This window comes from Brachybacterium sp. AOP25-B2-12, from assembly GCF_052378625.1.
GTDB lineage: Bacteria > Actinomycetota > Actinomycetes > Actinomycetales > Dermabacteraceae > Brachybacterium.
Genome location: NZ_JBQSXW010000001.1, coordinates 216814 through 243190, shown reverse-complemented (window position 1 = coordinate 243190; position 26377 = coordinate 216814). Strand labels below are relative to the sequence as shown.

The following is a 26377-nucleotide window of genomic DNA, read 5'->3' as shown; positions in this document are numbered from 1 at the left end:
TCCATGACCACGACCGTCGCCCTCCTGTTCGGCGGCCGCAGCGGCGAGCACGGCATCTCGTGCGTCACCGCGGGCGGCTTCCTCTCCGCGATCGACCGGGACGCCTACGACGTCGTGGCCGTCGGCATCACCCGCGAGGGCCGGTACGTCCTGGCCTCGACCGACCCCGAGGACTGGAAGCTCCGCGACGGGCGCGCCCCCGAGGTCCCCGCGGACGGCGTCGAGGTGCTGCTGCCCGCCGCGGTGCACCGCCCCGGCACGCGCAGCCTCCTGCGCACCGTGCGCGACGGACGGGTCGAGCCGCTCGCCGAGATCGACGTCGTGCTGCCGCTGCTCCACGGCCCCTACGGCGAGGACGGCACCGTCCAGGGCCTGCTGGACCTCCTGGACATCCCGTACGTCGGCTCGGGGGTCCTGGCGTCGGCGACCTGCATGGACAAGACCGCCACCAAGGCGGCTCTCGAGACCGCCGGGATCCGCACCGCGAAGGGTCTGACCATCCGCGAGGACGCATGGGCCGCGGACCCCGAGGGCGTGGCGCGGCGGGTGCAGGACGCGGTGACGCTGCCCTGGTTCGTCAAACCCGCCCGGGCCGGGTCGAGCCTGGGCGTCTCCCGGGTCACCGACCCCTCCCAGCTCGAGCAGGCGCTCAAGACGGCGTTCGCGGAGGATCCCAGGATCCTCGTGGAGCAGGCCGTGGTGGGCCGCGAGGTCGAGTGCGGCGTGCTGGACGCCCGCCCGGGCGGCGCGGTGCGCACCACCGTCCCCGGCGAGGTGGTGGTGGGGGACGATCTCGACTTCTACGACTACGAGTCGAAGTACTTCGGCAAGGGCACCGTCGAGATCCAGGTCCCCGCGCGGCTGCCCGAGCCGGCGATCGCCGCGGTGCGCGAGGTCGCGGCCCGCGCCTTCCGCGCGCTGGGCCTCGAAGGTCTGGCCCGGGTCGACGTGTTCGTGACCGAGGCCGGCGAGGTGATCGTCAACGAGGTCAACACGATGCCCGGCTTCACCCCGTTCTCGATGTACCCCGTCCTGTGGGAGTCGATGGGGCTCGCCTACCCCGACCTCATCGCCGAGCTCATCGAGCTGGCGCGGGCGCGGCGCATCGGCCTGCGCTGACCGGCACGCCGGGTCTCCCTCCGGCGTCGCACCGCCGGAGGTGCCGGATCAGGGTCGCTGCCGGTGGCGGGCGCAGCCGGATCCTGGGCGCCGTCGGATCACGGGCGCTGTCGGGCCAGAGGCGCCCGGGTCCGTGTGTGCCGCGTCCGTCGGACCCAGCCCATAGGGTGAGGGACATCACGACGGAGGGGAGCGCGGGGAGCATGGAGATGCGGGGCACAGCTGACGCCACGGGCGAGGGAGGTGCCGGGCGCACGATCCTGGCGCGGGCATGCGCGGGGCTCGTGATCCTGCTCGGCGCGGTCGCCGGGTGCGGTCTGGCGGAGCCTCCTGGGCGAGTCACCGCGGGTGGGGAGTCCTCGTCGGACGGCGGTGGGGCCTCGGGCGACGGCGGCGACTCGTCGAAGGCTCCTCCGAACCAGCAGGCGCCCGTGGGCACCCGGAGCGGCGAGCACGAGGGATGTGACGTCGTGGTCGCCCAGGGGTCCACCGACTGCCGCACCGCGAACGAGATCGTCTCGGACTACGAGAACACCGAGGACATCGCCCCGGGCGGGCGTCCTGGCAGCCCCGAGACGGTGCAGGGCTGGGCCTGCGAGCCGATCCTCTACGCCAAGATGGGCTACGAGCCCGACACCTACAGCTCCTGGTGCCAGAAGGACGGCGTCGCGCTCATGACGATCGACGCGCGGGCCGTGCTCCCGGCCCAGGGATCGATCCGCAAGCCGACCGACGTCGCCACCGAGGGCGGCGGCGCCCGGGAGGTCATCTGGGGCTTCACGAGCCCGAGCGGCTCCTGGTACTGCGGGCTCGTGGACAACCCGCAGCCGGAGGACGGCGTCCCCTCCGGGGCGTACTGCTACGTGATCGACTCCACGGGCATCCCGGGCACGGACGTCGAGCAGCCGGGAGGCCGCGGCACGGCCACGGCCATCAGCATCATCGACGGCGGCGCCGCCGAGGCCTACTACTCCGGGGACTGGGCCCTGAACTACATCGACGGACGGACCCCCCTGACCCTGGCCTACGGCGAGGTGCTCTACGCGCGCGGCGGAGCCTGCACGGTCGACCAGGCGGCCGGCGTGACGTGCACCTACGGGGGACATGCGTTCACGGTGTCCACGGTCCACGGCTACACCGCGACGTGATGATCGGGCGGCGGGCCCGGCGCCCGGCGCAGCTCAGGCGGAGTCGCCGGGTCCCAGGCACTCCTGGGTCGCCGGGATCGCCGAGACGGTCCGCGTCATGTCGAGCACGGCCGCCGAGGGCTGATCGGGCGCGGCGGACCGCGGGACGGTCACGTCGATCGCCGGGACCCGGCCGAAGGTCGTGAAGGTGACGAGCCCGTCCTTCTCGTGGACGATCCAGTCGACCGAGATGCCGGTGGCATCGGCGATCCGTGTGCACAGGTCCGTGGTGGGCCCGGGCGGCGTGACGCCGCAGCGCAGGACGATGGTGTCCGCCCCGGTCCCCCAGGCGATCGTCCCTTGGCTCGACGTCTCCTGGCGCGGCTGACCCAGCAGGTCGTCCGGTGCGTTCTGGATGATCGGGGCGCAGGCGGGGTCGGCGGCGTCGGGCCCGGGCGGCACGGTGACGGCCCCGCAGGCGGACAGGATCCCGGCGGCGCAGATCCCCGCCGCGAGCGCCGCGGCCCTGCGACGGTGCGGAGCGGGCGATGGGGGGATCACCGGACGAGCCTAGCGCGCATTCTCGCCCGTCCCTCGCCTGCCCGGGCCCGCGCGAACTTGTGATCCGGTGACGGCCGGATCAGACTCGCTGCATGTCGACCGTCCAGACGAGAAGGGTGCGTGCTGCCCTCGAGCATCTCGGGCACGCCACCAACAGCGAGCTGCACGCGGAGCTGGGCGATGTCCTGCCCGAGCTGTCGCTGACCTCCCTGCACCGGATCACGGCACGGCTCCTCGAGCGCGGCGAGATCGGCTCCGTCCCGCACGATGGGCGCGGCGCCATCTTCGATGCGCGTGCGGAGACGCACGACCACTTCGTCTGCCGGGTCTGCGGCATCGTGGTCGACATCGAGATCCCCGCGGAGGCTCGTGAGGCGATCCAGGAGCAGCTCGGCACGCATCTCGTGGACGACGGCCTGGTGGTGCGGGGGACCTGCGCGATCTGCCGTGAGGTCCCGAGAGCCGGAGAACCGCCCGCTCCCTAGGTGCGAATGATTGACGAAGGTGAACGATTCGCACTAGGGTGCCGCCATCAGGGCCCATCGTGGAGTCATCGCCGTCCGCGGCGGGCCGCAGGCATCGCCGCAGCTCTCCTGGGCGGATCCGTGCTCGGGATCGTGGCCCTCGTCGCCGTCGGCCTGCTCCTGGTGACCGTGGGCACGGCGGACGTCTGTCCCCTCGGGGTGCCCTTCGGAGGACCCTTCCGCGGTCGCGACGCGCGGAGCTCCCGGCCCTGATCCGGGCAGGCCGGGGTGCGCTCCGGAACCGAGGTCCCCGACCGGCCCAGGCGGGAGGTCCGGCCTGGGCCCGTCGGAACCGGTGCCGTCTGGCAGAGTGACCTCGTGACCAGGATCGCCCACCTCACCGAGTCCGGGCTGCTGACCCGCATCGTCCCCGCCCTGACCCGGCCCCCTGCCGTCGAGGTGGGACCCGGCGATGACGCGGCCGTCGTCCGGCTGGCCTCACCCCGGGTGGTCGTCACCACCGACACCCTCACCCAGGACCACGACTTCCTGCTGCGCGCCACCACCGGGGCGCGCATCGGGCGCAAGGCGGCCGTGCAGAACCTCGCCGACATCGCCGCGATGGGAGCACATCCCGTGGCCCTCGTGGTCAGCGTGAGCGCCCCCGGCAGCACGGAGGTCGCATTCCTCGAAGACCTGAGCGCGGGGCTGGCCGCGCGCGCCGAGCGCGACGGCGCGAGCGTGGTCGGCGGGGACCTCGGGGCGGCGGACGCCCTCTCGGTGACGGTCACCGCCCTCGGTCAGCTCCGGGAGGGGCAGGCGCCGATCCTGCGCTCGGGAGCACGCGCCGGGGACGTGCTCGCCGTCGGCAGCCCGTCGCTGGGGCGTTCGGCGGCGGGTCTGGCCTGGATCCTCGCCGAGCGTGACCGCGAGACGGGCGCGCGGGACCTCGTCGCCTGGCACGACGCCCCGGACCCCGACCTCTCCCTCGGCTGGACCGCCGCCCGGCGCGCCGACGGCACGGCGATCGCGACCGCCATGCTCGACATCTCGGACGGGCTGGTGCGGGACGGGCGCCGGCTCGCGACGGCATCGGGCGTGACGATCGATCTCGAGCGCGATGTGCTCGCCCACGACGTGGCGCAGCTCGCGGACGCCGGCGCCGCGCTGGGAGCGGACCCGTGGACCTGGGTGCTGCACGGCGGGGAGGAGCACGCGATGCTCGCGACCTTCCCGGCCGACGAGGTCCCGCCGGGCTTCCGGCGGATCGGGACCTGTGGGGCCCTGGCCGACGGTGCCGGGGCGGAGGTGCTGCTGGACGGCGGGCGCATCGAGGGCGCCGGATTCGACCACTTCGCCTGAGGTCGCCGAGCGGTCCGGGGACGCGGGATCACAGCTCCGCCTCGGCCCCCATCACGGTCGTGCGGTTCTGCGGCAGGTGCAGCACCTGGGTGCGGTTGGCGGAGAACTTCTCGAGCAGGCGGAACAGGCCCTTCTGCCACCGCGGCATGCACCGGTCCTGACCGGGCTCGATGCGGAACACCGAGAGCATGTAGAACGCCTCGTCCGGATCGATGTCCAGCTCCTTGGAGCAGCCCACCGCGAGGCGCAGCGCCCGGGGGATGTCCTGGGAGTCGTTGAAGCCGATCCGGTACATCACGTGCACGATCCCGTCGGAGTCGTCACCGAGGTCCGAGACGCTGACCCGGGCCTCGCGGCGCACGTGGGGCACGCCGATGCTCTTGACGGTGATGATCACGACGTGCTCGTGGACCACCTGGTTGTACTCGACGTTGGTGCGCAGGGCCAGGGGAGTGGTGGTCGGGTCCCCATGGGGGTAGACGGCCAGGCCCGGGACGCGCGGCAGGTTCTTGGCGTGGACGGCCCTCACGAACTCGTCGATCGGCCCCTCCATCTCCCGGCGGCGGCCGAACATGATCTTCGAGCCCCGCTTCCAGGTGAACATCAGCGTCATCGCGATGCCGGCGATCACCAGCGGCAGCCAGCCGCCCGAGGCGATCTTGACGACGTTCGCCCCGAACAGGGCGAGCTCCACGCCGCCGATGACGACGGCCATGAGCACGACCCGCCACAGCGGCCAGGCCCAGACGCGCAGCGCCAGCAGCAGGAACAGCGAGAGCTCCAGCAGCAGGGTGCCGGTCACCGACAGGCCGTAGGCCGAGGCCAGCGACTCCGAGGACCCGAACGTCAGGACGAGCGCCAGGACGCCCAGGAAAAGGATGACGTTGACGACCGGCACATAGATCTGCCCGCCGTGGTGCCGGGAGGTCTGCATGATCCGCAGGCGCGGCAGGAGCGAGGACCGGATGGCCTGGCGCGACACCGAGAAGGCGCCGGAGATGACCGCCTGGGAGGCGATCACGGTCGCGAGGGTCGCGAGCACGACCAGCGGGATCCGCGCCCAGTCCGGGGCCAGGTGGAAGAACGGGTTGTCGACGGTCCGCGGGTCCTTCAGGATCATCGCGCCCTGGCCGTAGTAGCACAGCAGGAGGCTCGGCAGGATCAGCGTGAACCAGGCCAGCGCGATCGGACGGCGGCCGAAGTGGCCCATGTCGGCATAGAGCGCCTCGGCGCCCGTGACGGCGAGGACGACGGCGCCCATCGCGATGAAGGCGACGATCGGATGATCCAGCGCGAAGGCCAGCGCGTAGGTGGGGGAGACGGCCCGCAGGATCGACGGCTCGGCGATCAGATGCGGCAGGCCGAGCACGGCGATCACCACGAACCACAGCATCATCACGGGCCCGAAGGCCTTGCCGATCGTCCCCGTGCCCCAGCGCTGGACGAGGAACAGCAGGGTGAGGACCACGACCGCCGCGGGGACGACGTAGGTCGCCAGTGACTGCTCGATCACCTCGAGGCCCTCGAAGGCCGACAGCACGGAGATCGCCGGGGTGATGAGCGAGTCCCCGTAGAAGAGGGCCGCCCCGATCACCGCGAGGATCACGGCGATCCCCGCCTGGTGGGACGTGGGACCGAGCTTGCGGCGGATGAGCGCCGCGAGGGAGAGGATGCCGCCCTCGCCCTGGTTGTCGGCGCGCATGATGACGCCGACGTAGGTGAAGGACACGATGAGCATGAGGCACCACGTCACCATGGAGATGACGCCCAGGACGTCGCTCTCGGTCGGGGCGACGGCGTTGTGGTGGACGCTGAACACGGTCTGCAGGGAGTAGAGGGGGCTCGTCCCGATGTCGCCGAACACGACGCCCATCGCTCCGAGCATCAGGGCCGCGACGGGGCGTCGACGGCGCGGACGGCCGTCGGGGCCCAGCACGGGCTTGCCCGCCGTGTTGGTCTCGGTGCCGCCGTCGACCTCGAGCGGTGGGAGGTCGCACACCGCGTGGTGCTGGACCAGGGCGTCGTGGGCCGGAGAGCCGGGGGTCGAGTGCCCTGTGGCGTTCGTCCCTTCGCGCGTTCCCGCGGTCGCCCGGTCGTGCGGGCCGGCATGGGGCGGCTCGGCGGCTCCCGGTGCCGTCGGCGAGGGGTCCGAGGATGCGTCGTCCGGGAGGTCGGCGTCCGCGGCTGCGGTGTCGGAGGGGGAGGGGAGGGGGGTGCCGTCGGCGGTCGGGTCCTGGGGCCCGGGGGTCGTGGCGCTGCCCGAGTTCTCGGTCACGACGGATGATCATGCCACCGCCGCCCCTCGCGCGGAGGCAGCGCGCCGATGATCCGTGGCACATGGTGTCGGTGGGCGGGGTGCCGTGGACGACGGCGATCGGCCGTGGTCCGGACCGAGAGGTCCCCAGGGTGGTCAGGAGCTCGTCGGGCCCGCGCCGTACAGTGGCGGTGTATCGACGTCACCCGAGGAGGAGACCTCATGCCCTTCACCGTCAAGGCGCTCCAGAAGACAGGACCGGATCAGCCGTTCCGCGTCGCCGAGATCGAGCGGCGGGACCCGCGTGCCGATGATGTCGTCATCGACATCAGGGCCGCCGGGATCTGCCACAGCGACATCCACACGATCCGCAACGAATGGGGCCAGGCGCACTTCCCCCTGACCGTCGGCCACGAGATCGCGGGCGTCGTCTCCGCGGTCGGCGAGGCCGTGACCGACTGGAAGGTCGGCGACCGGGTGGGCGTGGGCTGCATGGTCGACTCGTGCGGCGAGTGCGAGCAGTGCCGCGCCGGGCAGGAGCAGGACTGCCTGAACGGCAATGTGGGCACCTACAACTCCCAGGACGTCGACGGCAGCATCACCCAGGGCGGGTACGCCCAGAAGGTCGTCGTCTCCGAGCGTTTCGTGTGCCGCATCCCCGATGCGCTCGACTTCGACATCGCCGCCCCGCTGCTGTGCGCCGGGATCACGACCTACGCGCCGCTGGCCCGATGGGGCGCGGGTCCGGGCAGGAAGGTCGCCGTGCTGGGCCTCGGCGGGCTCGGCCACATGGGCGTCCAGATCGCCGCCGCCCAGGGCGCCGACGTCACCGTGCTGTCCCGCTCGCTCAAGAAGGAGCAGCTCGCGATCGACCTGGGGGCCGCGCGCATGCTGTCCACGTCCGAGGACGGGTTCTTCGCGGACCACCGGGGGGAGTTCGACCTCATCCTCAACACGATCAGCGCCGACGTCCCGCTCGAGAAGTACCTCTCGCTGCTCAAGCCCCACGGCGTCATGGCCGTCGTCGGCCTTCCGCCGAGCGCGCAGCCGCTGCACTTCCGCTCGATCATCGGCGGCGCCAAGGTCATCGCGGGCTCGAACATCGGCGGCATCGCCGAGACGCAGGAGATGCTCGACTTCTGCGCCGAGCACGGTTTCGGTGCCCAGATCGAGACCGTCGGGATCGACGAGGTGGACGCGACGTACGACCGTGTGGTCGACGGCGAGGTGTACTTCCGTGCCGTGATCGACACGTCCACCTTCGAGGGCGCGCCCGTCGCCGTCTGACCACGCGCACGAGATCACAGCGGTGAGGGGCTGTCGATACGATCGACAGCCCCTCACCGCTGTTCGGCGGGGATCAGGGTCATGCCGAGCGGCTCCGAGCCGGGCGTCAGGGCCGGTGGAGCACGGCCGTCCAGCCGAAGGCGCGGGCTCCCTCGACGTGCGAGCGGCTGTCGTCGAAGAAGGCGACGCCGTCTCGGGGCACCGGGCGGCCGAGCACCTGCTCGATGCGGCGGTGGGCCGCGACGAAGGCCTCGCGGTCGGGCTTGGCGGCGCCCAGCTCCGCGGAGTTCAGGAGATGGGTGCCATCAGGACCGGTGAGGTCGTCCAGGCCGAGCTCGGAGACCTCCTCCCGCACACGATCCGTGCCGTTGGTGAACACGAAGACGGGGATCCCGCGGTCCCGGGCCTCGCGGAGCGCGGACACGACGTCGGCGTCGACCCGAGCGGGGGTCGCCGCCCAGGTGTCGACGGCCCACCGGGCATCGTGCGCGCTGACGCCCAGGGCGACGAGGTCGTGCTGGGCGCGGGACCGCCACTGCGCATGGGTGGCGCGACCGCGGGTCACCTCGTGCAGCAGGGGGTTGCCGAGCACGGCGCGGAAGATCTCCTGCGGCGGAAGGCCGATGCGTCGGGCCAGGCGGGTCCACAGCGCGGGGTCGAACACGCGCAGCACGCCGTCGAGATCGCTCACGACGACCTCGGGCGCCAGGTCGCGGATGGTCGCGGAGTCCAGGCGGTGCGACGGCACGGACGCCGGGCTCGCGCCGGGCGCCCGCGGGGCCTCGCCGTGCGACGACGGAACGGGCCCCTCCATGGCGGAGGGGCCCGTTCCGGGTGTCACGATGATCGTCCTCGAACCGGCGCGCAGGGCGCGGACGCGGCGATCAGGCGTTGATCTGCTGGACCTTGCCGGCCTTGAGGCACGAGGTGCAGACGCTGAGGCGCGTGGGGGTGCCGCCGATGGTGGTGCGCACGGTCTGGATGTTGGGGTTCCAGCGGCGCGAGGTGCGGCGGTGCGAATGGGACACGCTCTTGCCGAAGCTCGGGCCCTTGGCGCAGAGGTCACACGTAGAAGCCACGATGTTCTCCTGAGAAGTCGGTTCCTGGGGTTCGGCCCCGCGACCCGTGGTCCGTGAGGACCGCGGCGGCATCTCGTCGACACCGCGTACGGACACGGTGTGCGGCGGGCACCGTCGGTGACCCAGGGTCTCCGGCGCGCAAGGCAACTGAAGGATCATATCTCATCGTCGCGGAGGGTCGCGGCGTGGGCGCCGTCGGGTCCTGTGGAACCGACCACAGCCTCGCGGTGCACGGCGGGCGTCGTCGGTCGGAGGTCGATGGCACGATGAGACCGTCCCGCCGTCCACCCTCCCACGACGTCCCCACGACCGTCCCTGACCTGCCCACGACGAGCCCGCCCGCACGGCGAGGATCCACGGAGGTGACCATGACCGAGCGTCCGGCAGCCGGCGCCGTCCCGTCGACCCGAGGCCCCGTCGCGCTCGGGGAGATCCTGTCGGCCCCCGAGCTCGCCGCGGTGCGGAAGCTCGGCGCCCACGATCTCGGGGAGATGCTGCGCATCCCGCCGCGCCGGTACGTCGTCCCCGGGCCGCTCCGCACCCTCCAGGAGCTCCACGAGGGAGAGGAGATCTCCGCGGTGGTCACGGTCGAGGGCGTCCGCGAGCGCTCCATGAGGAATCGTCCCGGGAGCATCCTCCTGGTGACGGTCGGCGACGGCACCGACCAGCTCACGCTCACCTTCTTCCTCGCCCGCCCGCACCTGGTGCAGTGGCACCGGACGCGACTGGTCCTCGGAGCGCGGATCCGCGTCTCCGGGACGGTCGGTCTGCATCGCGAGGAGCGGCAGATCGTCCACCCGGACTACCTCGTCCTCGGCGACGGCGAGGGGGAGGTCACCCTCGCCGAGGCCATGCGCCCCCTACCCGTGTATCCCCTGCGCGGCAGCGTCAAGCTCAAGGGCATGCGTCATGCCTTCGCGTCCGCGCTCGAGCACGTCGAGGAGGTCCCCGATGTCGTGCCCGCCGAGGTGCTCGCCGCCCGGCACCTCTCGCCGCTGCCCGTGGCCCTGCGCGGGATCCACGCGCCGAGCACCGAGCAGGAGATCGCGCCCGGCATGGGGCACCTCGCCTTCGAGGAGGCCTTCGTCCTGCAGACGATCTTCGCGCAGCGCCGCGCGGCCGACGAGCTCACCGCGGCGCCGGCGCTGCGCGCCGACGGGCCTTTGCAGGTGCTCCTCGAGGGGCGTCTGCCGTTCACGCCCACCGCCGGGCAGGACGAGGTCGGCTCCCGGATCGCCGAGCTGGTCTCGCGCGACACCCCCACCAGCGTGCTCCTCCAGGGCGACGTCGGCTCGGGCAAGACGCTCGTCGCCCTCCGGGCCATGCTCCGGGCCGTGGACTCCGGGTACCAGGCGGCGCTCCTGGCTCCCACCGAGGTCCTCGCCGAGCAGCACGCCCGCACCATCGGGGACCTCCTCGGCGGCCTCGGGCGCGCCGGACGCCTCGACGCCGAGCCGGAGGCGACCGCCGTCCGCCTGCTGACGGGATCCCAGCGCGTCCAGGACCGGCGCGAGACCCTGCTGGACGTGACCTCGGGAGCCGCCGGGATCGTCGTCGGCACCCACGCCCTGCTCACCGAGAGCGTCGAGTTCGCGGCCCTCGGGCTCGTGGTGATCGACGAGCAGCACCGCTTCGGGGTGGACCACCGGCGCCGCCTCCGCAGCCGTGGGGCCGAGGGCACGAGTCCCCACGTGATCGTCATGACCGCGACCCCGATCCCGCGCAGCGCGGCGCTGGCGGTGGTGGGGGACCTCGACGTGCTCACCCTGCACGAGTCCCCGGCGCGTCGGGCCGGAGTGGTCAGCCATGTGGTCCCGGAGCAGAGCCAGGTCTGGGTGCGCCGCATGTGGCAGCGCGTCCGTGAGGAGATCGACGCCGGGCACCGTGCCTTCGTCGTGTGCGCGCGGATCGACGAGGACGGCGGGACGGGCCGCTCCGAGGGCAGCGGTCTCCAGGACGCGGGCCCCGAGCCGCCCGAGGACCGGGACCTGCTGCCCGCGCCGCGCGGTGTCGAGCAGACCGCCGCGGCCCTGCGCGCCGACCCCGTCCTGGCGGGGGTGCGGATCGGCACCCTCCACGGCCGGATGCCCGGCCCGGAGAAGCAGCGGGCCATGGAGCAGCTCGCCGCCGGGGAGCTCGACCTGCTGGTGGCCACCACGGTCATCGAGGTGGGGGTCGACGTCCCGGACGCCACCGCCCTCGTGGTGCTGGACGCCGAGCGCTTCGGCGTCTCCCAGCTCCATCAGCTCCGCGGCCGGGTGGGCCGCGGGGAGCACCCGGGGATCGCGTTCTTCGACACCCGTCTGACCCCGGGGACGGAGCCCGTGGAGCATCTGACCCGGGTCGCCGCGACGACGGACGGCTTCGCGCTGGCCCAGCTCGACCTCGAGCGGCGCGGGGTCGGGGACCTCGTCGGGACCGAGCAGTCGGGTCTGCACCGCACCCTGCGTCACCTCGACGTGCTGCGAGATGTCAGGATGATCGAGGACGCGCGCACCGCGGCGCTCGCGGTCGTCGCCGCCGACCCCGATCTCGACCGCCACCCCGCGCTCGCCGCGGCGGTCGACCGCCGCCTGCAGGACGCCGATCCGGACGTCGAGAGGAGCTGAGGGACCATGCCGCGCATCATCGCCGGTGCCCTGGGAGGCCGCACCGTCCCCGGGCCGCCCGGGTCCCGCACCCGCCCCACCAGCGACCGCGTCCGCGAAGCGGTGTTCTCCCGTCTGCAGGGCTGGGAGGCCCTCGCCGGGCGTCGGGTGCTCGACCTCTACGCCGGGACCGGCGCGCTGGCCTTCGAGGCGCTGTCCCGCGGAGCGGAATCCGCCGTGCTCGTCGAGGCGCACGCCCGCACCGCCCAGCAGATCACCCGCACGGCCGGTGACCTCGGTCTCGCGGGGAGGGCCGATGTCCGCTGCGCCCAGGTCGAGACCGTGGTCCCGAGGCTCGTCGACGAGGTGCTCGCCGCCGGGGCGGCGGCCTTCGGCCTCGTGCTCATCGACCCGCCCTACGACGTCCCGACACCGCGGATCGAGCAGCTGGTCGCCACCTTGGCCCCGGCGCTGTCCGAGGACGCCGTGGTCGTCATCGAGCGGTCCTCGCGCACCGATCCGCCGCGCTGGCCCGCGGGGTTCGCCGACGACGGCGACCGCACCTACGGGGAGACGCGCATCCACTACGGCGGTCCCCTCGCGGCGCAGCAGGCCACGGCGCCGGCCACTGTTCCGACCTCCGAGTCGGCGACAGCCCCCGCCTCCGGGCCCGCCACCGAGACCCGACTGTCGACCGACCCGGGGGAGAACCCATGAGCACCGTCGTCCTGCCCGGATCCTTCGATCCCTTCACGCTGGGGCACCTGGACCTCGTGCGTCGCGCCGCGGCGCTGGCGGACCGGGTGATCGTGGCCGTCTCCCACAACCCCGCCAAGTCCGGGCTGCTGGATCTGGACGCCCGCCGCGCGGTCATCGAGGAGACGCTCGCCGCGACCGACGGCGACCCGACGCTCCGCGACCGCGTCGAGGTCCGTCCCCTGCCGCGCGGGCTCCTCGTCGACTTCTGCCGCGAGGTGGGAGCCGGGGCGGTCGTGCGCGGGTTCCGCTCCCAGGCGGACCTCGCCTACGAGGAGTCGATGGCGCGCATGAACGCCCACCTCGCGGGGATCGACACCGTCTTCCTGCTCACCGATGCGGCACTGGCCCACATCTCCTCCTCGCTCGTGCGGGAGGTCGCGGCCCTGGGAGGTGACGTGGACGACATGCTCCCGCCCTCCGCACGCGTCGCGCTGTCCGCCGCGCTCGCCGAGCGCGAACACCGGGGCTGAGACCGCAGGCGGCAGGACCCGGAGCCGTATCCTGGCCGGGTGAGCGACACCGCGACCCCCACCCACCTGCCCGACCTCCGGTTCGACGCCGTCGACCTCATCGGCCGTCCCGGCGCCCACCGCGACATCTCCCGCACCGTGACCGTCGATGCGCCCGACGGCGCCCCGGCCGCCCTGTGGATCCCCGCGGGCACCGAGCTGGCCCTCGAGGGCTCCCTCGAGTCCGTCGTCGAGGGCATCTATGCGGGCGGGAACGCCAGCACCCATGTCGCCGGCGAGTGCTCCCGGTGCCTCGACCCGATCGAGCAGGACCTCGACGTCCGCTTCGACGAGCTCTTCACGTACCCCGAGAAGGTCCCCCACGACATGTCCGAGGAGGACCGCGAGGAGGTCGTCCTGCTCGAGGGCGACGCCGTGGACCTCGGCCCCCTCGTCTACGACGCGCTCGTGCTCGCGATCCCCTCGCGTCCTCTGTGCCGGCCTGACTGCCCGGGGCTGTGCGCCCAGTGCGGCGCCCGGCTCGAGGACGACCCCGACCACCACCACGACGTCATCGACGACCGCTTCGCCGCGCTCGCCAGCTTCTTCGAGGAGCCCGGCACCGAGGACCAGGAGGTGCCGGGGTCCGATCCGCGCGGCGCCTCCGGGTCGGACCGGTGAACCGCCGCAAGGGCGGACGGGAGGCGGCGGACCCCGCCGCGCTCCTCGCGCGGCTGCCGCTCACGGAGGAGCAGGGCAACCAGCTCCGGGCCACCGGCCTGCTGGAGCTCGCACTGACCCACCGGTCCTTCGCCTACGAGCACGAGGGCACCCCGCACAACGAGCGCCTGGAGTTCCTGGGCGACTCGGTGCTCGGCCTCGCCGTCACCGAGGAGCTCTACGCCCAGCACCCGACGCTGGCCGAGGGGGACCTCGCGACGCGCCGCGCCGCGATCGTCAACACCCGCGCCCTCGCGCTGATCGGCCACCGGCTCGAGCTGGGATCGTTCGTGCGTCTGGGACGCGGCGAGGACCTCTCGGGCGGCCGCGAGAAGTCCTCGATCCTCGCCGACACCATGGAGGCGGTCATCGGCGCCGTCCATCTGGCGCTCGGCGAGCAGGCCTCCCGCGCGTACGTCCTGGCCGTGATGGCCCCGCTGCTGGACTCCGACGAGATGCTCGAGGCGGGCTACGACTTCAAGACCCGCCTGCAGGAGATCGCCGCGGCGTCGGGCACCGTCCCGGTGTACGTGATCGAGTCCACCGGCCCCGAGCACGCCAAGGTCTACGCGGCGACCGCCTCGGTCGAGGGCGTCGTCACCGCGACCGGGCAGGGCGGCTCCAAGAAGGACGCGGAGCTCGCCGCCGCGCAGGGCGCCGTCCGCGCCGTCCTCGCCGAGCGCGGCGAGTCCCTGCTGCCCCGAGGCTGAGGCGTGCCCGAGCTCCCCGAGGTCGAGGTGGTCCGTCGCGGGCTGATCCCGCACGTCACCGGCCGCACCATCGTGGCCACCGAGGTCCTCGACGCCCGTACGGTGCGCCGCCAGGAGGGCGGCCCGACGGCCTTCTCCGCGCTGCTCGACGGTGCCCGGATCGGCCCGCTCGTACGGCGTGGCAAGTTCCTGTGGTGGCGCCTGCTGGACGCCGACGGCTCCGATGCCGGGCATGCGCTGGTCACCCACCTGGGGATGAGCGGGCAGCTGCGCGTGCGCTCGCCCGCGCTGGAGTCGGTGAGCACCGCCGGTGCGGCCCACGAGGGCCCCACCTCCGATCCGTTGCGCCACCGTCGGGCGAGCCTCATGCTGGACGACGGCACCGTCGTCGACTTCCTCGACCAGCGGCTGTTCGGCGGGCTCTGGCTCTCGCCCCTGGTCGCTGCCCCGGACGGACATGCGGCGGGGGAGGGCAGCCCCGATGCGCTGCTGCCCGCCTCGGCCGCGCACATCGCGCGGGACGTGCTGGACCCGGCGACGGACCTGCCGCGCCTTGCCCGCTCGCTGCGCACCCGCCGAGCGCCGATCAAGAGCCTCCTGCTTGCCCAGGACCTCGTCAGCGGGATCGGCAACATCTACGCCGACGAGGCGCTGTGGGCGGCCCGTGCCCACCACGACACTCCCGGTGAGGATCTGTCCCAGGTGCGCGCGAGACGCATCCTCGAGGCGTGCCGGGAGGTCATGCTCCGTGCCCTGGAGGTCGGCGGGACGAGCTTCGATGCGCTGTATGTCAACGTCGACGGGCGCAGCGGGTACTTCGCGCGCTCGCTCGCCGCGTACGGGCGCGAGGGCCTGCCCTGCCCGCGCTGCAGCACGTCCATCCGGCGCGTGCAGAGGCAGGGGCGGTCCTGCTTCTCGTGCCCCCGCTGTCAGCGCGGTCCGAGGACGCACGCAGGGCTGCCCGGATAGCATCGAGCCCAGCACGGCCGGCAGCCGCCGCAGTCCGGCCGATGCTCCTCCGCCGCCGCGCCCCCGCGAGTCCTCCCTCCGAACCACGAGGTCACCCCCATGAGCCACCCGTCCGAGCCCCAGCGACCCGTCGTCCGGGTCATGATCGTCGACGACCACGAGATCGTGCGTCGAGGGATCGTCACCCTCATCGACGCCCACCCCACCCTCACGGTGGTGGGCGAGGCCGCGAGCGTCGAGGAGGCCACGCGTCGCCTCCCGGCGATCCGCCCGGACGTCCTGGTGGTGGACCTGCAGCTGCCCGACGGCACCGGGATCGACGTCATGCGGCGCGCCCGGGAGGTGGCCCCGGAGCAGACGATGCTGGTGCTCACGTCCTTCGACGACGAGTCCGCGCGGGCGGAGTCCCGCGCCGCCGGTGCCCGCGGGATGGTGCTGAAGTCCGCACGGTCCAAGGACATCGTCGAGGCGATCGAGCAGGTCGCGGCGGGGCGCACCGTGTGGCCGCTGGAGGTCGAGCACGACGAGGGGGAGGAGCTGTCCCCGACGGACCGCCGGATCGTCGCCCTGATCGGCGACGGCTGCACCAATCGGCAGATCGCCGAGCAGCTCGGCGTGGCCGAGAAGACCGTCAAGAACCGCATCACGACGATCCTGCACACGCTGGGCCTGCAACGCCGCACCCAGGTCGCGGCTCGCGAGGCAGCACGGCGGCGCGCCGACTGGAAGTAGCCCCCGGGCCGCTCAGCGAGCGGGGAGCGTGGCCCGCCACGAGATCATCGTCCCGCGGTCCAGCGGGATCGCATCCACCCAGCCCCGGTGACGGCGGGCGCGGCTGGACATGTTGGCCAGGCCGCTGCGACGGGTGACGCTCGGGTCGATGCCGCGCCCGTTGTCGGAGACGTCCACCTGCACGACGCGGTCCACCCCCTCGGAGACGACGGACACCGCGACGGCCACGGCCGTCGCGTGGGCGTGCCGGGCGGCATTGGCGAGGGCCTCGCGGACGACGGCCACCACGTCCTCGGCGATCTCCTCGGGGACCTCGGAGTCGAAGCCCTGCACATCGCTCGGCAGACGCAAGGTCGGGGCGAACCCGAGGCCCGCGATCGCCAGGCCCGCCTCGTGGCGCAGCTGCTCGCTGAGCGTCGCGCTCGGGCGTTCGCGGCGCAGGGACTGCACGATCTGACGGATCTGCGCGACGGCCCGCTCCAGACCGCCCACGGACGTCTCGACCGACCGCACGAGACCGGGGGAGACCCCGACCGCGCCCGCGGAGTCCGCGAGGGCCCGCTGCAGGGACTCCAGCTCCATGCCCACCCCGAACAGCTCCTGGATCGCAAGGTCGTGGAGGTCCCGGGCGATCCGCCCGCGCTCGTCGTCGAGCTCCTCGGAGCCGCCCGCGTGCGCGCCGACGAGGGCCAGTCCCAGCAGGGCGGCGATCCCCTCGCCGCGCTCGCGGTCCACGGCCGTGAAGGCGATGGGCAGGTCCCGCACGAGGATGAGGGCACCCATGCCCTGCTCGCCGATGTCGACGGCGCGGGTCAGCACCTGGGCGCGCGTCCCGGCGAGGGTGACCTGGTCCGGCGGGGTGACGCTCTCGACCGCCTCGGCGTCGTGGGCGCTCAGTGCCCGGCCCAGACGCGTCGGCTCGCGCACGGTCTCTCCCAGCAGCAGCCCGGCGCGGTCCCCGACGGCGATCTCGACGCCCCACCGGTCCCCCGCGGGCAGGATCAGCACGGTCCGCGAGGCGCGCAGGTCCCCGTGCACACGGTCCACGAGCGCGGTCAGCAGGTCGTCGTCCTCGCGGGCCTCGAGCACCACGGTGCACAGCTCCTGCAGGCGGACGTGGGGAACACCGAGGGTCATCGGGGGCCTCCGGGGGTCAGGTCCAGCACGGCGGTCCCCGGTGGCAGGGCCGCGACGTCGTGGGTCACGACGACGACGGTCGAGGTGGCGGGAAGGAGCGCGCCGTCGCCGGCGGTGAGGAGGCCGTGCAGGAGCGCGCGGCCCCGGGCGGGATCGAGGTGCTCGGTGGGTTCGTCCAGCAGCGTCACCGGGGCCAGGCGGACGAGGGCGCGTGCCAGCAGCAGGCGCCGGCGTTCGCCGCCGGAGACCGTGGTCCCGTCCGGTCCGAGCAGGTGGTCCAGGCCGCCGGGGAGCGTCCGCATCCAGTCGCCGAGCCCGGCGGCGTCCAGCGCCGCGAGGATCTCCTCGTCGGTGCAGCCGCCCCGGGCCACGCGCAGGTTCTCCCGGACGGTGGTCGCGAAGACGTGGGCGTCCTCGGCATACAGCACCACGTCGTGGCGCACGTCGTCGGGCGCCAGGGCGGCGAGGTCGACGCCGTCCCGGCGCACGGTCCCGGACAGGGGATCGAGGAGCCCCGCGAGGGTGAGCAGAAGCGTGGACTTGCCGATCCCGGACGGTCCGATGATCGCCAGGCGCGAACCCGGCGCGAGGTCCAGGGTGAGGTCGCGGACGACGGGGCTGTCCGCCGACCAGCCGGCGCTCAGCTGCTCGGCGGTGATCCGGGGGACCTGCGAGGCGGTGCCGGTCGCGGGGCCGTGTGCGGGGGCTGCCTCGTCCCTGTCCCCGGCCCCTTCGGCGACCGGGGCGCCGATCGTCGCGGTGAGCCGTCGAGCGGCGGCCCGGGACCGGGCCAGCTGCGCCGCCGCCGCGGGCAGCGCCCCGGCGGCCTCGAAGACCGACAGGGGCAGCAGGAGCAGGATCCCGATGGCCCCTGCGGAGGCGGTCCCCGACAGCCACAGCGGTCCCGCGGCGAGCACCGAGCCGACGAGCGCGAGGATCGTCGCGAGCGGCACGGCGGCCGCCGCGAGGGCCGTGGGCGTGGCCGCCCGGTCGATCGCCGCGTCGTAGGCCGCCTGGGAGCGCCCCAGGTCCCCGAGGGCCCCGTCCAGACGCCCGTCGATCCGCAGGGCGGTGGCGTCGTCGAGCACCTCCAGCACGCCGCCGGTGAGGTCTCCGCGCCGGTCGATGACGGCCGCGCCGGAGATGCGCGCCGCACGGTACGCGGCCCAGGGGGCCAGCACCCCCGCGAGCACCAGGCTCACGAGCATGACCGCGGCCGCGAGCGGGGACAGCGGGGCCACGATCGCCACGGAGATCACCGCCATCACCGCCGCGACGATCCCCGGGACGACCGCGCGGATCACGTGGTCGCCGATCTCCTGGGCGTCGTCGCCCAGGCGGGCCAGGAGCTCGCCGCGGCGCAGGCGCAGGAGGGCGTCCCCGCGCGAGGCCGCCAGGGCGGTGAACAGGTTGGTGCGCAGCCGCACCACGCCGCGCAGGGCCACGTCGTGGGTGGCCATCCGGTCGATCCAGCGGAACACGCCGCGGCTGATGCCGAGGGCGCGGACCGTGACGACGGCGACGGTGAGGTCCAGGACGGGCGGCATGGTCCACGCCGTCGTCACGAGCCAGGCGCTCACGGCGGCGAGCGCCACGGCGCTCGTGAGCGTCGCGGTGGCCGCGAGGACGGCCGCGAGCACGCGCCGCGGCGGCAGCTCGAGCAGGGCGACGATGCGCCGCAGGGGGCTGGGCCGGCGGGCGTCCCGGGCAGGACGGGTCGGAGCGGTCATCGGCCGGTCACCTCCGCCTCCTGCGTGCGGGCCGGCAGGCGCAGGGCACGTGCGGGGTGCAGCTCGACCACGTCGTCGGCGAGGTCGACGAGGGCGCTGCGGTGGGCCACGAGCAGCACGGCCCGGCCCTCGTCGCGCCAGCGTGACAGCAGGTCCAGCACGACCCGTTCGCCCGCGCCGTCGAGGTGCGCGGTGGGCTCGTCCAGGACGACGAGCGGGGCGGTGCCGAGCACGGCGCGGGCCAGCGCGAGCCGCTGGCGCTCGCCGAGCGAGAGGCCGTCGCCGCCGCGTCCCACGGGGGCGTCGCGGCCGCGGCGCGCCACGACGGTGTCGAGCCCCGTGGCGCGGGCGGCCTCCTCGAGCTCGGCCTCGGTGGCGTCGGGGGCGGCGTCCCGCAGGAGCGCCCAGAGGGTGCCGGGGCCCACGACGGGGCGCTGGGGGAGGTGGTCGACCTGCTCCCACAGGGTGGATCGGTGCAGCGCCGACACCTCGACCGCGTCCCCCGTCCCGTCGTCGACGGCCAGCGCACGGCCCTCGTCGGGGGTGAGCAGTCCCAGCAGGCACAGCACGGCCGTGGTCTTGCCCGCCCCGGACGTGCCCGTGATCGCGGTGATCCGGCCGGGAGAGGTGCGCAGCGTCGCGCCCTCCGGCGCCATCCCGTCCCGGGAGACCACGCCGACGCCCTCGAGGGCCAGATGTCCGGCTCGCAGGTCCGGGGCGGCGCGGGTGCCGTCGGGCTCGAGGGGCTCCTCGAGGACGCCGAAGGTCGCGTCGACGGCGGCGAGCCCGTCGGTCGAGGCGTGGTACTGCTGTCCCACCTGTCGCAGCGGGAGGTAGAGCTCGGGGGCCAGGACCAGCACGGCCAGCGCGGGGGCGAGCTCGAGGTCCCCGGAGACCAGGCGCAGGCCGATCCCCACGGCCACGAGCGCCACGGCGAGGGTGGCCAGCAGCTCGAGCACCATGGAGGAGAGGAAGGCGTAGCGCAGCGAGCCCATCGCCGAGCGGCGGTGCCGGTCCCCGAGGGCCTCGACGGTGCGCTCGGGGCCCTTCTCCCGGCCGAGCGCCCGCAGGGTGGGCAGGCCCTCCACGAGGTCCAGGAGCTGGGACCACAGGGACCGCATGTCCCCCAGCAGGGCCTCGGAGCGACCCTGGGTGAGCTGGCCCACGAGGATCATGAAGATCGGGATGAGCGGGATGGAGATGGCGGCGAGCACCGCGCTCGTGGGGTCCAGCACGGCGATGGTCACGAGGCACAGCGGGGTGATGGTCGCGGCCAGCAGCAGCTGGGGCACGTAGCCCACGAGGTAGGGGCGCAGGGCCTCGAGCCCGGTGGTCGCCAGGCTCGTGACGTCGGCGCCGCGGCCGGCCGCCCGGCGGGGCCCCAGCAACGCGGCATGCGCGGTGAGGCGCCCTCGCAGGTCCGCGATCGCGGCGGTCGCCGCCCGGTGTGCCGTGCGCTGCTGGACGAAGACGGTCAGCGCCCGCACCGCGAGGGCGGCGACGACCGTGCCCAGCAGCGCCGGATGCTCGGTGGGGAGCTCGCGGTCCACCAGCAGCGCCGCCCCGATCCGGCCCAGCGCGATCGCGGTGACGATCACGCAGGCGGCCTGGAGGAGCCCCAGCAGGCCCTGGAGCGCGACGTGCGCCCGCGCGGCCCGCACGTGCCGCACGAGGCGCGGGTCGAGCGGGGGGCGCGGGGTCGTGGCGACCGTGTCGGTCACTGGGATCGTCTCCTCGGGTCCGCCGACCCTGTCGGTCCGGCGCCGTCCGTCCCGGTCCCGGCGATCATGATCGGCACCGGGGACGGCGCGTGCGGTGGGGATCAGTCCTGCTCGAAGGCCTCGCGGTACCCCGCGGTGGCCCTCTCGCCGAGCGTACGGGGCCGGGCCACGGGGTTCTCGGGATCCTCGCGGTGGCGGAACACCCAGTAGGCCCAGATCTGATAGGCGAGCACGATCGGCAGCAGCACCCCGGTGGCCAGCAGCATCACCCCGAGGGTGTGCTCGCTGGAGGAGGCGTTGGCGACCGTCAGCGAGAGGGCGGCATCGTTGCGGGCGGGCATGACGTCGGGGAACAGGCCGCCGAAGAGCTGGACGCCCGCGGCGACGATCGCCGTGCTGGTGGCCACGAACGCCCAGCCTTCGCGCCGGAGCCGGTGGGCCACGGTCACGCCGACCAGCGCCACGGCCGCCACGAGCAGCGGGATCCAGGTCAGCTGGGTGTTGGCGTGGGCGAGCTGGTTCCACACCAGGAAGGCGGCGCCGGCCAGGATCGTCGGCCAGACGAGGCGGCCCAGCAGGTGGTTGGCGGACGCCCGCAGGTCGCCGACGGTCTTCAGCGCCAGGTAGGCGGTGCCCTGCAGCCAGAACAGCAGCACGAACACGACGCCGCCCAGCAGGCCGAAGGGGTTCAGCAGGCCGATCAGCGAGGTCGTCACGTGCTTGCCCGCGTCGATGTCGACCCCGCGGACGATGTTGGCGAAGGCCACGCCCCACAGCAGCGGGGGCACGAAGCCCGCGACGACATGGACCCGGTCCCAGGCGCGGCGCCAGCGGGGGTCCTCGGACTTGCCGCGGTACTTGAAGGCGCACACCCGCATGATGAGCACGAGCAGCAGGAGCAGCAGCGCGAGGTAGAACCCGGAGAACAGCGTCGCGTACCACTCGGGGAAGGCCGCGAAGATCGAGGCGCCCGCGACGAGCAGCCACACCTGGTTGCCGTCCCAGACGGGGCCGATGGTCGCGAGCATCGTGCCCTTGCGGGCCTCGTCGCCGCGGCCCAGCACGCCGACGTTCATCTCGACGCCGAAGTCGAAGCCCTCGAGCATGAAGTAGCCGGCGAACAGCACGGCGATGAGGGCGAACCAGATGATCTGCAAGGTGGTCAGTTCCATGGTCTGCGGCCTCTCAGTAGTCGAAGGACAGGGCCGGGGTGTCGACCTTCTGGGTCTTGGGGTCCGTCTTCGGTATGGGGATCCCCTTCAGGGCGCTCCTGCGCATGAGGTGGAACCACACGACCACGAGCGCCGCGTACAGCAGCGTGAAGGCGATGAGCGAGGTCGCGACCATCCAGGCGGGGTTCGGGGAGACCCCTTGGAGGGTCATCAGCCGGATCGTCGGATCGCCCGTCGGGTTCGGCGCGACCACCCACGGCTGGCGCCCCATCTCGGTGAACACCCAGCCCGCCGAGTTCGCGAGGAAGGGCATGGGGATCGCGAGCACCGTGAACCACTGGAACGCGCGGGACCCGGAGGTGCGCCCGCCGCGGGTGATCCACAGCGCCCAGAACGCGACGATCGCGCTGAAGCCGGCCAGGCCGATCATGAGGCGGAAGGACCAGTAGGTCACGAAGAGGTTGGGCCGGTAGTCCGCGGCGTGGACGGTGCCGTCGGCGGCGGTGACGGTGTCCCCGAACTTCTCGGAGTACTGCTGCTGGAGGTCGCCCACGCCCTGGAGCGTGGCGTTCGGGTCGTTCGTCGCCAAGATGGCGGTGAGGTACGGGATCTCGATGAGGTGCTGGACGTCGCCGCAGTTGGCGGAGAAGGCGTCCGGGCCGCCCACGGTGAGGATCGAGAACGAGGCCCCGGTCTCCGTCTCGCACAGCGCCTCCGCGGAGGCCATCTTCATGGGCTGCTGCTCGAACATGAGCTTGGCCTGCATGTCGCCGGTGACCACCAGAACGAGGGCCGAGACGAACATCGCCAGCACGCCGAAGCGGACGGCGGGACGGAAGACGGTGCGCGCCTGGGTGTCGTGGGCGTCGCCCTCGGGGGACCCGATGCCCAGCTCGCGGGCCTTGTTGTGGTGCTTGACCATGTGCCACGCGGAGACGCCCGTGACGAAGGCGCCCGCGACGAGCCAGGCCCCGGAGATGACGTGCGGGAAGGCGGCGAGCGTCGTGATGTTCGTGAGGACCGTCAGGATGCTGTCGAGCTCGGCGCGGCCGGTCTCGGGGTTGTAGACGGCGCCCACGGGGTGCTGCATGAAGGAGTTGGCGGCGATGATGAAGTACGCCGAGAGGGTCGTGCCGATCGCGACGCACCAGATGGTCAGCAGGTGCAGGCGCGGGGAGAGGCGGTTCCAGCCGAAGATCCACAGGCCCAGGAACACCGACTCCATGAAGAACGCGGCCAGGCCCTCGAAGGCCAGCGGCGCGCCGAAGACGTCGCCCACGAAGCGCGAGTACTCCGACCAGTTCATGCCGAACTGGAACTCCTGGACGATGCCGGTGGCGATCCCGATCCCGAAGTTCACGATCAGCATCGAGCCGAAGAACTTGGTCAGACGGGTCCAGGCATCCTTCTTGACGACGTCGCGGGACCGGTGCGCGACGGTCTGCATGATCGCCACGAGCAGCGACAGCCCGATCGTCAGCGGCACGAAGATGAAGTGGTAGACCGTCGTGATCCCGAACTGCCACCGGGCGATGTCGAGGGCTTCCATGGGACTCCTCAAGGGAGAAAAGGGCGTGTGGGGGCGGCTTCCAGGGTACGACCGGACGCGACCGCCGTCCCCGGGACGATCGTCCCGGCCCCGGTCGCAGAACCGTCCCGGACGCCCCCGCTAGGGTGACCCCACCGTGGTGCCCGCCCAGCGTGCGGGCCGTCCGACCAGCCGAGGAGCGACCGTGACCATCAGCGCCACCGGGGGAGCGGGCCTCGACGTCCTGGCGACCGCCCCCGTCCCCACGTCCGGTCACGGTGCCGCGAGCGTGCTCCTCGCGGATCTGGGCGGGGCGCTGACCGGTATCGGAACGCTCGTGGTCGGCGGCGGGTTCGTCGTCGTGGGCATCATCGTGCTGGCCGTCCTGGGCAATCGCCGCTCCGCGGGCGCCCAGAAGCGCCGCCTCGCGGCGCTCTCACCCCTACCCGAGCTGATCACCGGCATCGACGCCGTGCTGCTGCACGCCGACGAGGCCGTCCGCGCCGCGGACCAGGAGCGCATGTTCGCCGATGCCGAGTTCGGCAGCGCGACCGCACAGACCTTCGGCGGGGCCGTGACGCGGGCGCGTGACGAGCTCGATGCCGCGTACCGCGCCCGCCGCCACATCGACGAGCTGCTCGCGGCGGGCCAGGAGGTCACGGCCCGGCGCGAGGTCGAGACGATCCGCACCCGCGTGGGTGGTGCCGTCGAGGAGCTGCATCGCGAGACCGCCCGCGTCGGAGCGCTGCGGGACGACTCCCGGCACGCCGCCGAGCGGCTGCGCCGCGCCACGGCCCGTCACGAGGAGCTGTCGGCCCGTCTGTCGAGCGCCCGCACCGTCGAGCAGCAGGTCGTCGCCGAGCACGGCGCGGGAGCCACACGCTCGCTCGGCGAGGGCACCGAGGGCGCCGCCCGTCTGCTCGCCGGGGCACGGAGCGACCTCGACGACCTCGGCGCCGCCTCCGGCATGCTCACGGGCGAACAGCTCGAACGGCTCTCGGCCGCCGAGCACGCCCTCCAGGACGCCGGCGCCGCCCTGGACGCCGTCGTGGCGCTGCCCCGGGCGCTCGAGAGCTCACGACGCGAGCTCGACGACGCCCTCGGCGAGCTCGACACGGCCCTGGCCCGCGCGCACGCGACGCGGGACGAGGACCCCCGCCTGCCGCAGGCGATCGCCGTGGCCGAGCAGGTGCGCACCCGCGCCGCGACGGCGAGCACCCAGGGCGCGGACCCCGTCTCGCTGCTCGCGGCCGTCCGTGCGGCCGATGCCGAGCTCGATGCCGTGATCGCCGCGTCCCGGGACCGGTACGACGCCGACCGCGAGGCCCGGCGTCTCGAGCAGCAGCGCGGGTCCGTCCCCTCGGACTCCTACGACCCGCGGGTGGGCGACCGGGCGCGCCAGGCCGCCGACGACCGGTACGGCCCCCTGGACGCCCTCGGGATGCTGGGGGGCCTGGGAGGGAGCCTCGGCGGCTTCGGCGCCTACGGGGAGGACCGCGATCGCGGCGCATCGCGGCCCTCGGGGATCGCCGGACCCTCCTCGTCCTCGGCCCGCGGGTCCGGCTCGGGGATGCTCGAGGCCGTCATCTCCGAGATCGCCGCCGGTGCCGTCCAGGGCGCGATGCGCGGCGGCCGGGGACGATCGCGGCGCCGGTTCTGACGTCGGGCCGTGTCCGGCGGGCCGCGAACCTGACTTCACCTGACCCGTCCCGTCCTGACCCGCCCTGCCCTGTCCGGGTGCTCGTCGGGAGGACCGGAGCCGGCGAGGGCGCGACCTCGCACGATCCAGGCGCGGCACGGCCCGGACCGCTAGTGTTCCGCGTGAAGCACGACACCATGTCCGCCCCGTGCGTCGACCTCCGCGCGACCCGGGCGGAACCCCGAGACAGAAGGTGGAAGCCATGACCAAGAAGCAGTCGATCCTGGGACGCGTCGCGCAGCTGACGCGCGCCAACATCAACGCCCTGCTGGACCAGGCCGAGGATCCCCAGAAGATGCTGGACCAGATGATCCGCGACTACACCGACTCGATCCGCGAGGCCGAGGCCGCCGTGTCCCAGACGATCGGGAACCTGCGCCTCATGGAGCGCGACCACGACGAGGACGTCAAGGCCGCCCAGGACTGGGAGCGCAAGGCCGTCGCCGCCTCCCAGCGCGCCGATCAGCTGCGGTCCGAGGGACAGGCCGGGGAGGCGGATCGCTTCGACAACCTCGCCCGCGTGGCGATCGAGCGGCAGATCCAGTCCTCCGAGGAGGCCACGAGCGTCGAGCCCTCCATCCAGTCGCAGAACCAGGTGGTGGGCCAGCTCAAGACCGGTCTGGACACGATGCGCGGCAAGCTCACCGAGCTCAAGTCCAAGCGCGACCAGCTGGTGGCCCGCTCGCGGGCCGCCGATGCCCAGAACCGGATGAGCGACGCCGTCGGGGCGATCGACATCCTGGATCCCACGAGCGAGCTGTCCCGCTTCGAGGACAAGGTGCGTCGCGAGGAGGCCCGCGTGATCGGGCGCCAGGAGATCGCCGCCAACTCCCTGGACTCCCAGTTCGAGTCCCTCGAGGTCGACGCCCGCCGCCTGGACGTCGACTCGCGGCTCGCGGCCCTCAAGAACCGCGGCACCGCCCAGGTCGAGGGCGCGCGCGCCCCCGGGAGCATCGAGGCCCCGCGCGCCCAGGACGACACGATCGACGTCGAGGTCGACGAGGAGTACGTCCCCGGCACCGGCAGCTGATCCGCCCCGTCGCGCCCGACGGGGACCGGGGTCGAGGATCCCCGGGTCCCGCGGGCGCGCCGCGCCGGAGGCAGGGGACCCGGTCCCGCAGGGGCCAGGTGTGCCATACTTGCCGCGGCGCTCTTCCGCCCCGTACCGGGCGGGGGAACCTCCCGGCGTCGATCGGCCGGCACCGGCCCC

At 73.5% G+C, this 26377-nt stretch carries 23 protein-coding genes; 14 read left to right on the top strand and 9 right to left on the bottom strand.

Translation table 11 applies throughout. The features are described from left to right. Positions 1-3 precede the first annotated feature (3 nt). Together ACT3TZ_RS01140 and ACT3TZ_RS01135 are read left to right on the top strand one after the other, a co-directional pair. Positions 4-1119 (top strand): D-alanine--D-alanine ligase family protein, encoded by a 1116-nt coding sequence (locus tag ACT3TZ_RS01140; RefSeq protein WP_444581551.1) that lies wholly within the window; start codon positions 4-6, stop codon positions 1117-1119. Between the two features lie 209 nt (positions 1120-1328). Further along, on the top strand, positions 1329-2267 hold the full coding sequence (locus ACT3TZ_RS01135; protein WP_444581550.1) for a hypothetical protein: 939 nt from the start codon (positions 1329-1331) through the stop codon (positions 2265-2267). A gap of 33 nt (positions 2268-2300) precedes the next feature. Here ACT3TZ_RS01135 and ACT3TZ_RS01130 read toward each other — a convergent pair whose 3' ends face one another. Further along, positions 2301-2807 (bottom strand): DUF3515 family protein, encoded by a 507-nt coding sequence (locus ACT3TZ_RS01130; RefSeq protein WP_444581549.1) that lies wholly within the window; start codon positions 2805-2807, stop codon positions 2301-2303. Between the two features lie 92 nt (positions 2808-2899). Between ACT3TZ_RS01130 and ACT3TZ_RS01125 the strand changes: the two genes are divergently transcribed. Together ACT3TZ_RS01125 and thiL are read left to right on the top strand one after the other, a co-directional pair. Next, a complete protein-coding gene (locus ACT3TZ_RS01125) occupies positions 2900-3292 on the top strand; it encodes a Fur family transcriptional regulator (protein ID WP_444581548.1) in 393 nt (130 codons plus the stop codon). A gap of 357 nt (positions 3293-3649) precedes the next feature. Beyond that, a complete protein-coding gene (gene thiL / locus ACT3TZ_RS01120; protein WP_444581547.1) occupies positions 3650-4633 on the top strand; it encodes a thiamine-phosphate kinase in 984 nt (327 codons plus the stop codon). Positions 4634-4661: 28 nt separating this feature from the next. Here thiL and ACT3TZ_RS01115 read toward each other — a convergent pair whose 3' ends face one another. Continuing rightward, a complete protein-coding gene (locus ACT3TZ_RS01115) occupies positions 4662-6908 on the bottom strand; it encodes a potassium transporter Kup (RefSeq protein WP_444581546.1) in 2247 nt (748 codons plus the stop codon). 201 nt (positions 6909-7109) lie between these two features. Here ACT3TZ_RS01115 and ACT3TZ_RS01110 point away from each other — a divergent pair, with 201 nt between their 5' ends. Then, positions 7110-8174, top strand: coding sequence for an NAD(P)-dependent alcohol dehydrogenase (locus ACT3TZ_RS01110; RefSeq protein WP_444581545.1), 1065 nt, complete (start codon positions 7110-7112; stop codon positions 8172-8174). 106 nt (positions 8175-8280) lie between these two features. Here ACT3TZ_RS01110 and ACT3TZ_RS01105 read toward each other — a convergent pair whose 3' ends face one another. Both ACT3TZ_RS01105 and rpmB read right to left on the bottom strand, forming a co-directional pair. Further along, positions 8281-9015: an HAD family hydrolase gene (locus tag ACT3TZ_RS01105; RefSeq protein WP_444581544.1), complete on the bottom strand. Its 735-nt coding sequence runs from the start codon at positions 9013-9015 to the stop codon at positions 8281-8283. A gap of 43 nt (positions 9016-9058) precedes the next feature. After that, positions 9059-9253, bottom strand: coding sequence for a 50S ribosomal protein L28 (gene rpmB, locus ACT3TZ_RS01100; RefSeq protein ID WP_444581543.1), 195 nt, complete (start codon positions 9251-9253; stop codon positions 9059-9061). Positions 9254-9621: 368 nt separating this feature from the next. Here rpmB and ACT3TZ_RS01095 point away from each other — a divergent pair, with 368 nt between their 5' ends. From ACT3TZ_RS01095 to ACT3TZ_RS01065, 7 genes are all read left to right on the top strand, one after another. Further along, complete coding sequence (locus ACT3TZ_RS01095; RefSeq protein WP_444581542.1) at positions 9622-11862, top strand: ATP-dependent DNA helicase RecG; 2241 nt, start codon at positions 9622-9624, stop codon at positions 11860-11862. Positions 11863-11868: 6 nt separating this feature from the next. After that, positions 11869-12558 carry an RsmD family RNA methyltransferase gene (locus ACT3TZ_RS01090; RefSeq protein WP_444581541.1) on the top strand — a complete coding sequence of 230 codons (690 nt, stop codon included), beginning with the start codon at positions 11869-11871 and terminating at the stop codon, positions 12556-12558. Next, positions 12555-13070 carry a pantetheine-phosphate adenylyltransferase gene (gene coaD, locus ACT3TZ_RS01085; protein WP_444581540.1) on the top strand — a complete coding sequence of 172 codons (516 nt, stop codon included), beginning with the start codon at positions 12555-12557 and terminating at the stop codon, positions 13068-13070. The genes ACT3TZ_RS01090 and coaD overlap by 4 nt, the downstream gene beginning before the upstream one ends. Positions 13071-13109: 39 nt before the next feature. Beyond that, positions 13110-13730 carry a YceD family protein gene (locus tag ACT3TZ_RS01080; protein WP_444581539.1) on the top strand — a complete coding sequence of 207 codons (621 nt, stop codon included), beginning with the start codon at positions 13110-13112 and terminating at the stop codon, positions 13728-13730. Continuing rightward, entirely contained in the window at positions 13727-14479 is a 753-nt protein-coding gene (gene rnc, locus ACT3TZ_RS01075; RefSeq protein WP_444581538.1) for a ribonuclease III, read from the top strand. The genes ACT3TZ_RS01080 and rnc overlap by 4 nt, the downstream gene beginning before the upstream one ends. A 3-nt stretch (positions 14480-14482) precedes the next feature. Further along, complete coding sequence (gene mutM, locus ACT3TZ_RS01070; protein WP_444581537.1) at positions 14483-15448, top strand: bifunctional DNA-formamidopyrimidine glycosylase/DNA-(apurinic or apyrimidinic site) lyase; 966 nt, start codon at positions 14483-14485, stop codon at positions 15446-15448. Positions 15449-15547: 99 nt separating this feature from the next. After that, complete coding sequence (locus ACT3TZ_RS01065) at positions 15548-16180, top strand: response regulator transcription factor (RefSeq protein ID WP_444581536.1); 633 nt, start codon at positions 15548-15550, stop codon at positions 16178-16180. Positions 16181-16192: 12 nt separating this feature from the next. Here the strand turns inward: ACT3TZ_RS01065 and ACT3TZ_RS01060 are convergent, their stop codons facing one another. The 5 genes from ACT3TZ_RS01060 to ACT3TZ_RS01040 all read right to left on the bottom strand — a co-directional run bounded on the left by ACT3TZ_RS01060 (position 16193) and on the right by ACT3TZ_RS01040 (position 23489). Then, entirely contained in the window at positions 16193-17317 is a 1125-nt protein-coding gene (locus ACT3TZ_RS01060; RefSeq protein ID WP_444581535.1) for a sensor histidine kinase, read from the bottom strand. Continuing rightward, positions 17314-19047 carry a thiol reductant ABC exporter subunit CydC gene (cydC, locus tag ACT3TZ_RS01055; protein ID WP_444581534.1) on the bottom strand — a complete coding sequence of 578 codons (1734 nt, stop codon included), beginning with the start codon at positions 19045-19047 and terminating at the stop codon, positions 17314-17316. The genes ACT3TZ_RS01060 and cydC overlap by 4 nt, the downstream gene beginning before the upstream one ends. Beyond that, on the bottom strand, positions 19044-20768 hold the full coding sequence (cydD, locus tag ACT3TZ_RS01050; protein ID WP_444581533.1) for a thiol reductant ABC exporter subunit CydD: 1725 nt from the start codon (positions 20766-20768) through the stop codon (positions 19044-19046). Before cydD ends, cydC begins: the two co-directional genes overlap by 4 nt. 101 nt (positions 20769-20869) lie before the next feature. Further along, on the bottom strand, positions 20870-21940 hold the full coding sequence (cydB, locus tag ACT3TZ_RS01045) for a cytochrome d ubiquinol oxidase subunit II (RefSeq protein ID WP_444581532.1): 1071 nt from the start codon (positions 21938-21940) through the stop codon (positions 20870-20872). Between the two features lie 13 nt (positions 21941-21953). Further along, positions 21954-23489, bottom strand: a complete 1536-nt coding sequence (locus ACT3TZ_RS01040; protein WP_444581531.1) for a cytochrome ubiquinol oxidase subunit I — start codon at positions 23487-23489, stop codon at positions 21954-21956. 184 nt (positions 23490-23673) lie between these two features. On the opposite strand from ACT3TZ_RS01040, the gene ACT3TZ_RS01035 reads away from it, so the two are divergent. Together ACT3TZ_RS01035 and ACT3TZ_RS01030 are read left to right on the top strand one after the other, a co-directional pair. After that, positions 23674-25128, top strand: a complete 1455-nt coding sequence (locus ACT3TZ_RS01035; RefSeq protein ID WP_444581530.1) for a hypothetical protein — start codon at positions 23674-23676, stop codon at positions 25126-25128. A 241-nt stretch (positions 25129-25369) separates the two neighbouring features. Beyond that, positions 25370-26197 carry a PspA/IM30 family protein gene (locus ACT3TZ_RS01030; RefSeq protein WP_444581529.1) on the top strand — a complete coding sequence of 276 codons (828 nt, stop codon included), beginning with the start codon at positions 25370-25372 and terminating at the stop codon, positions 26195-26197. Positions 26198-26377 lie beyond the last annotated feature (180 nt).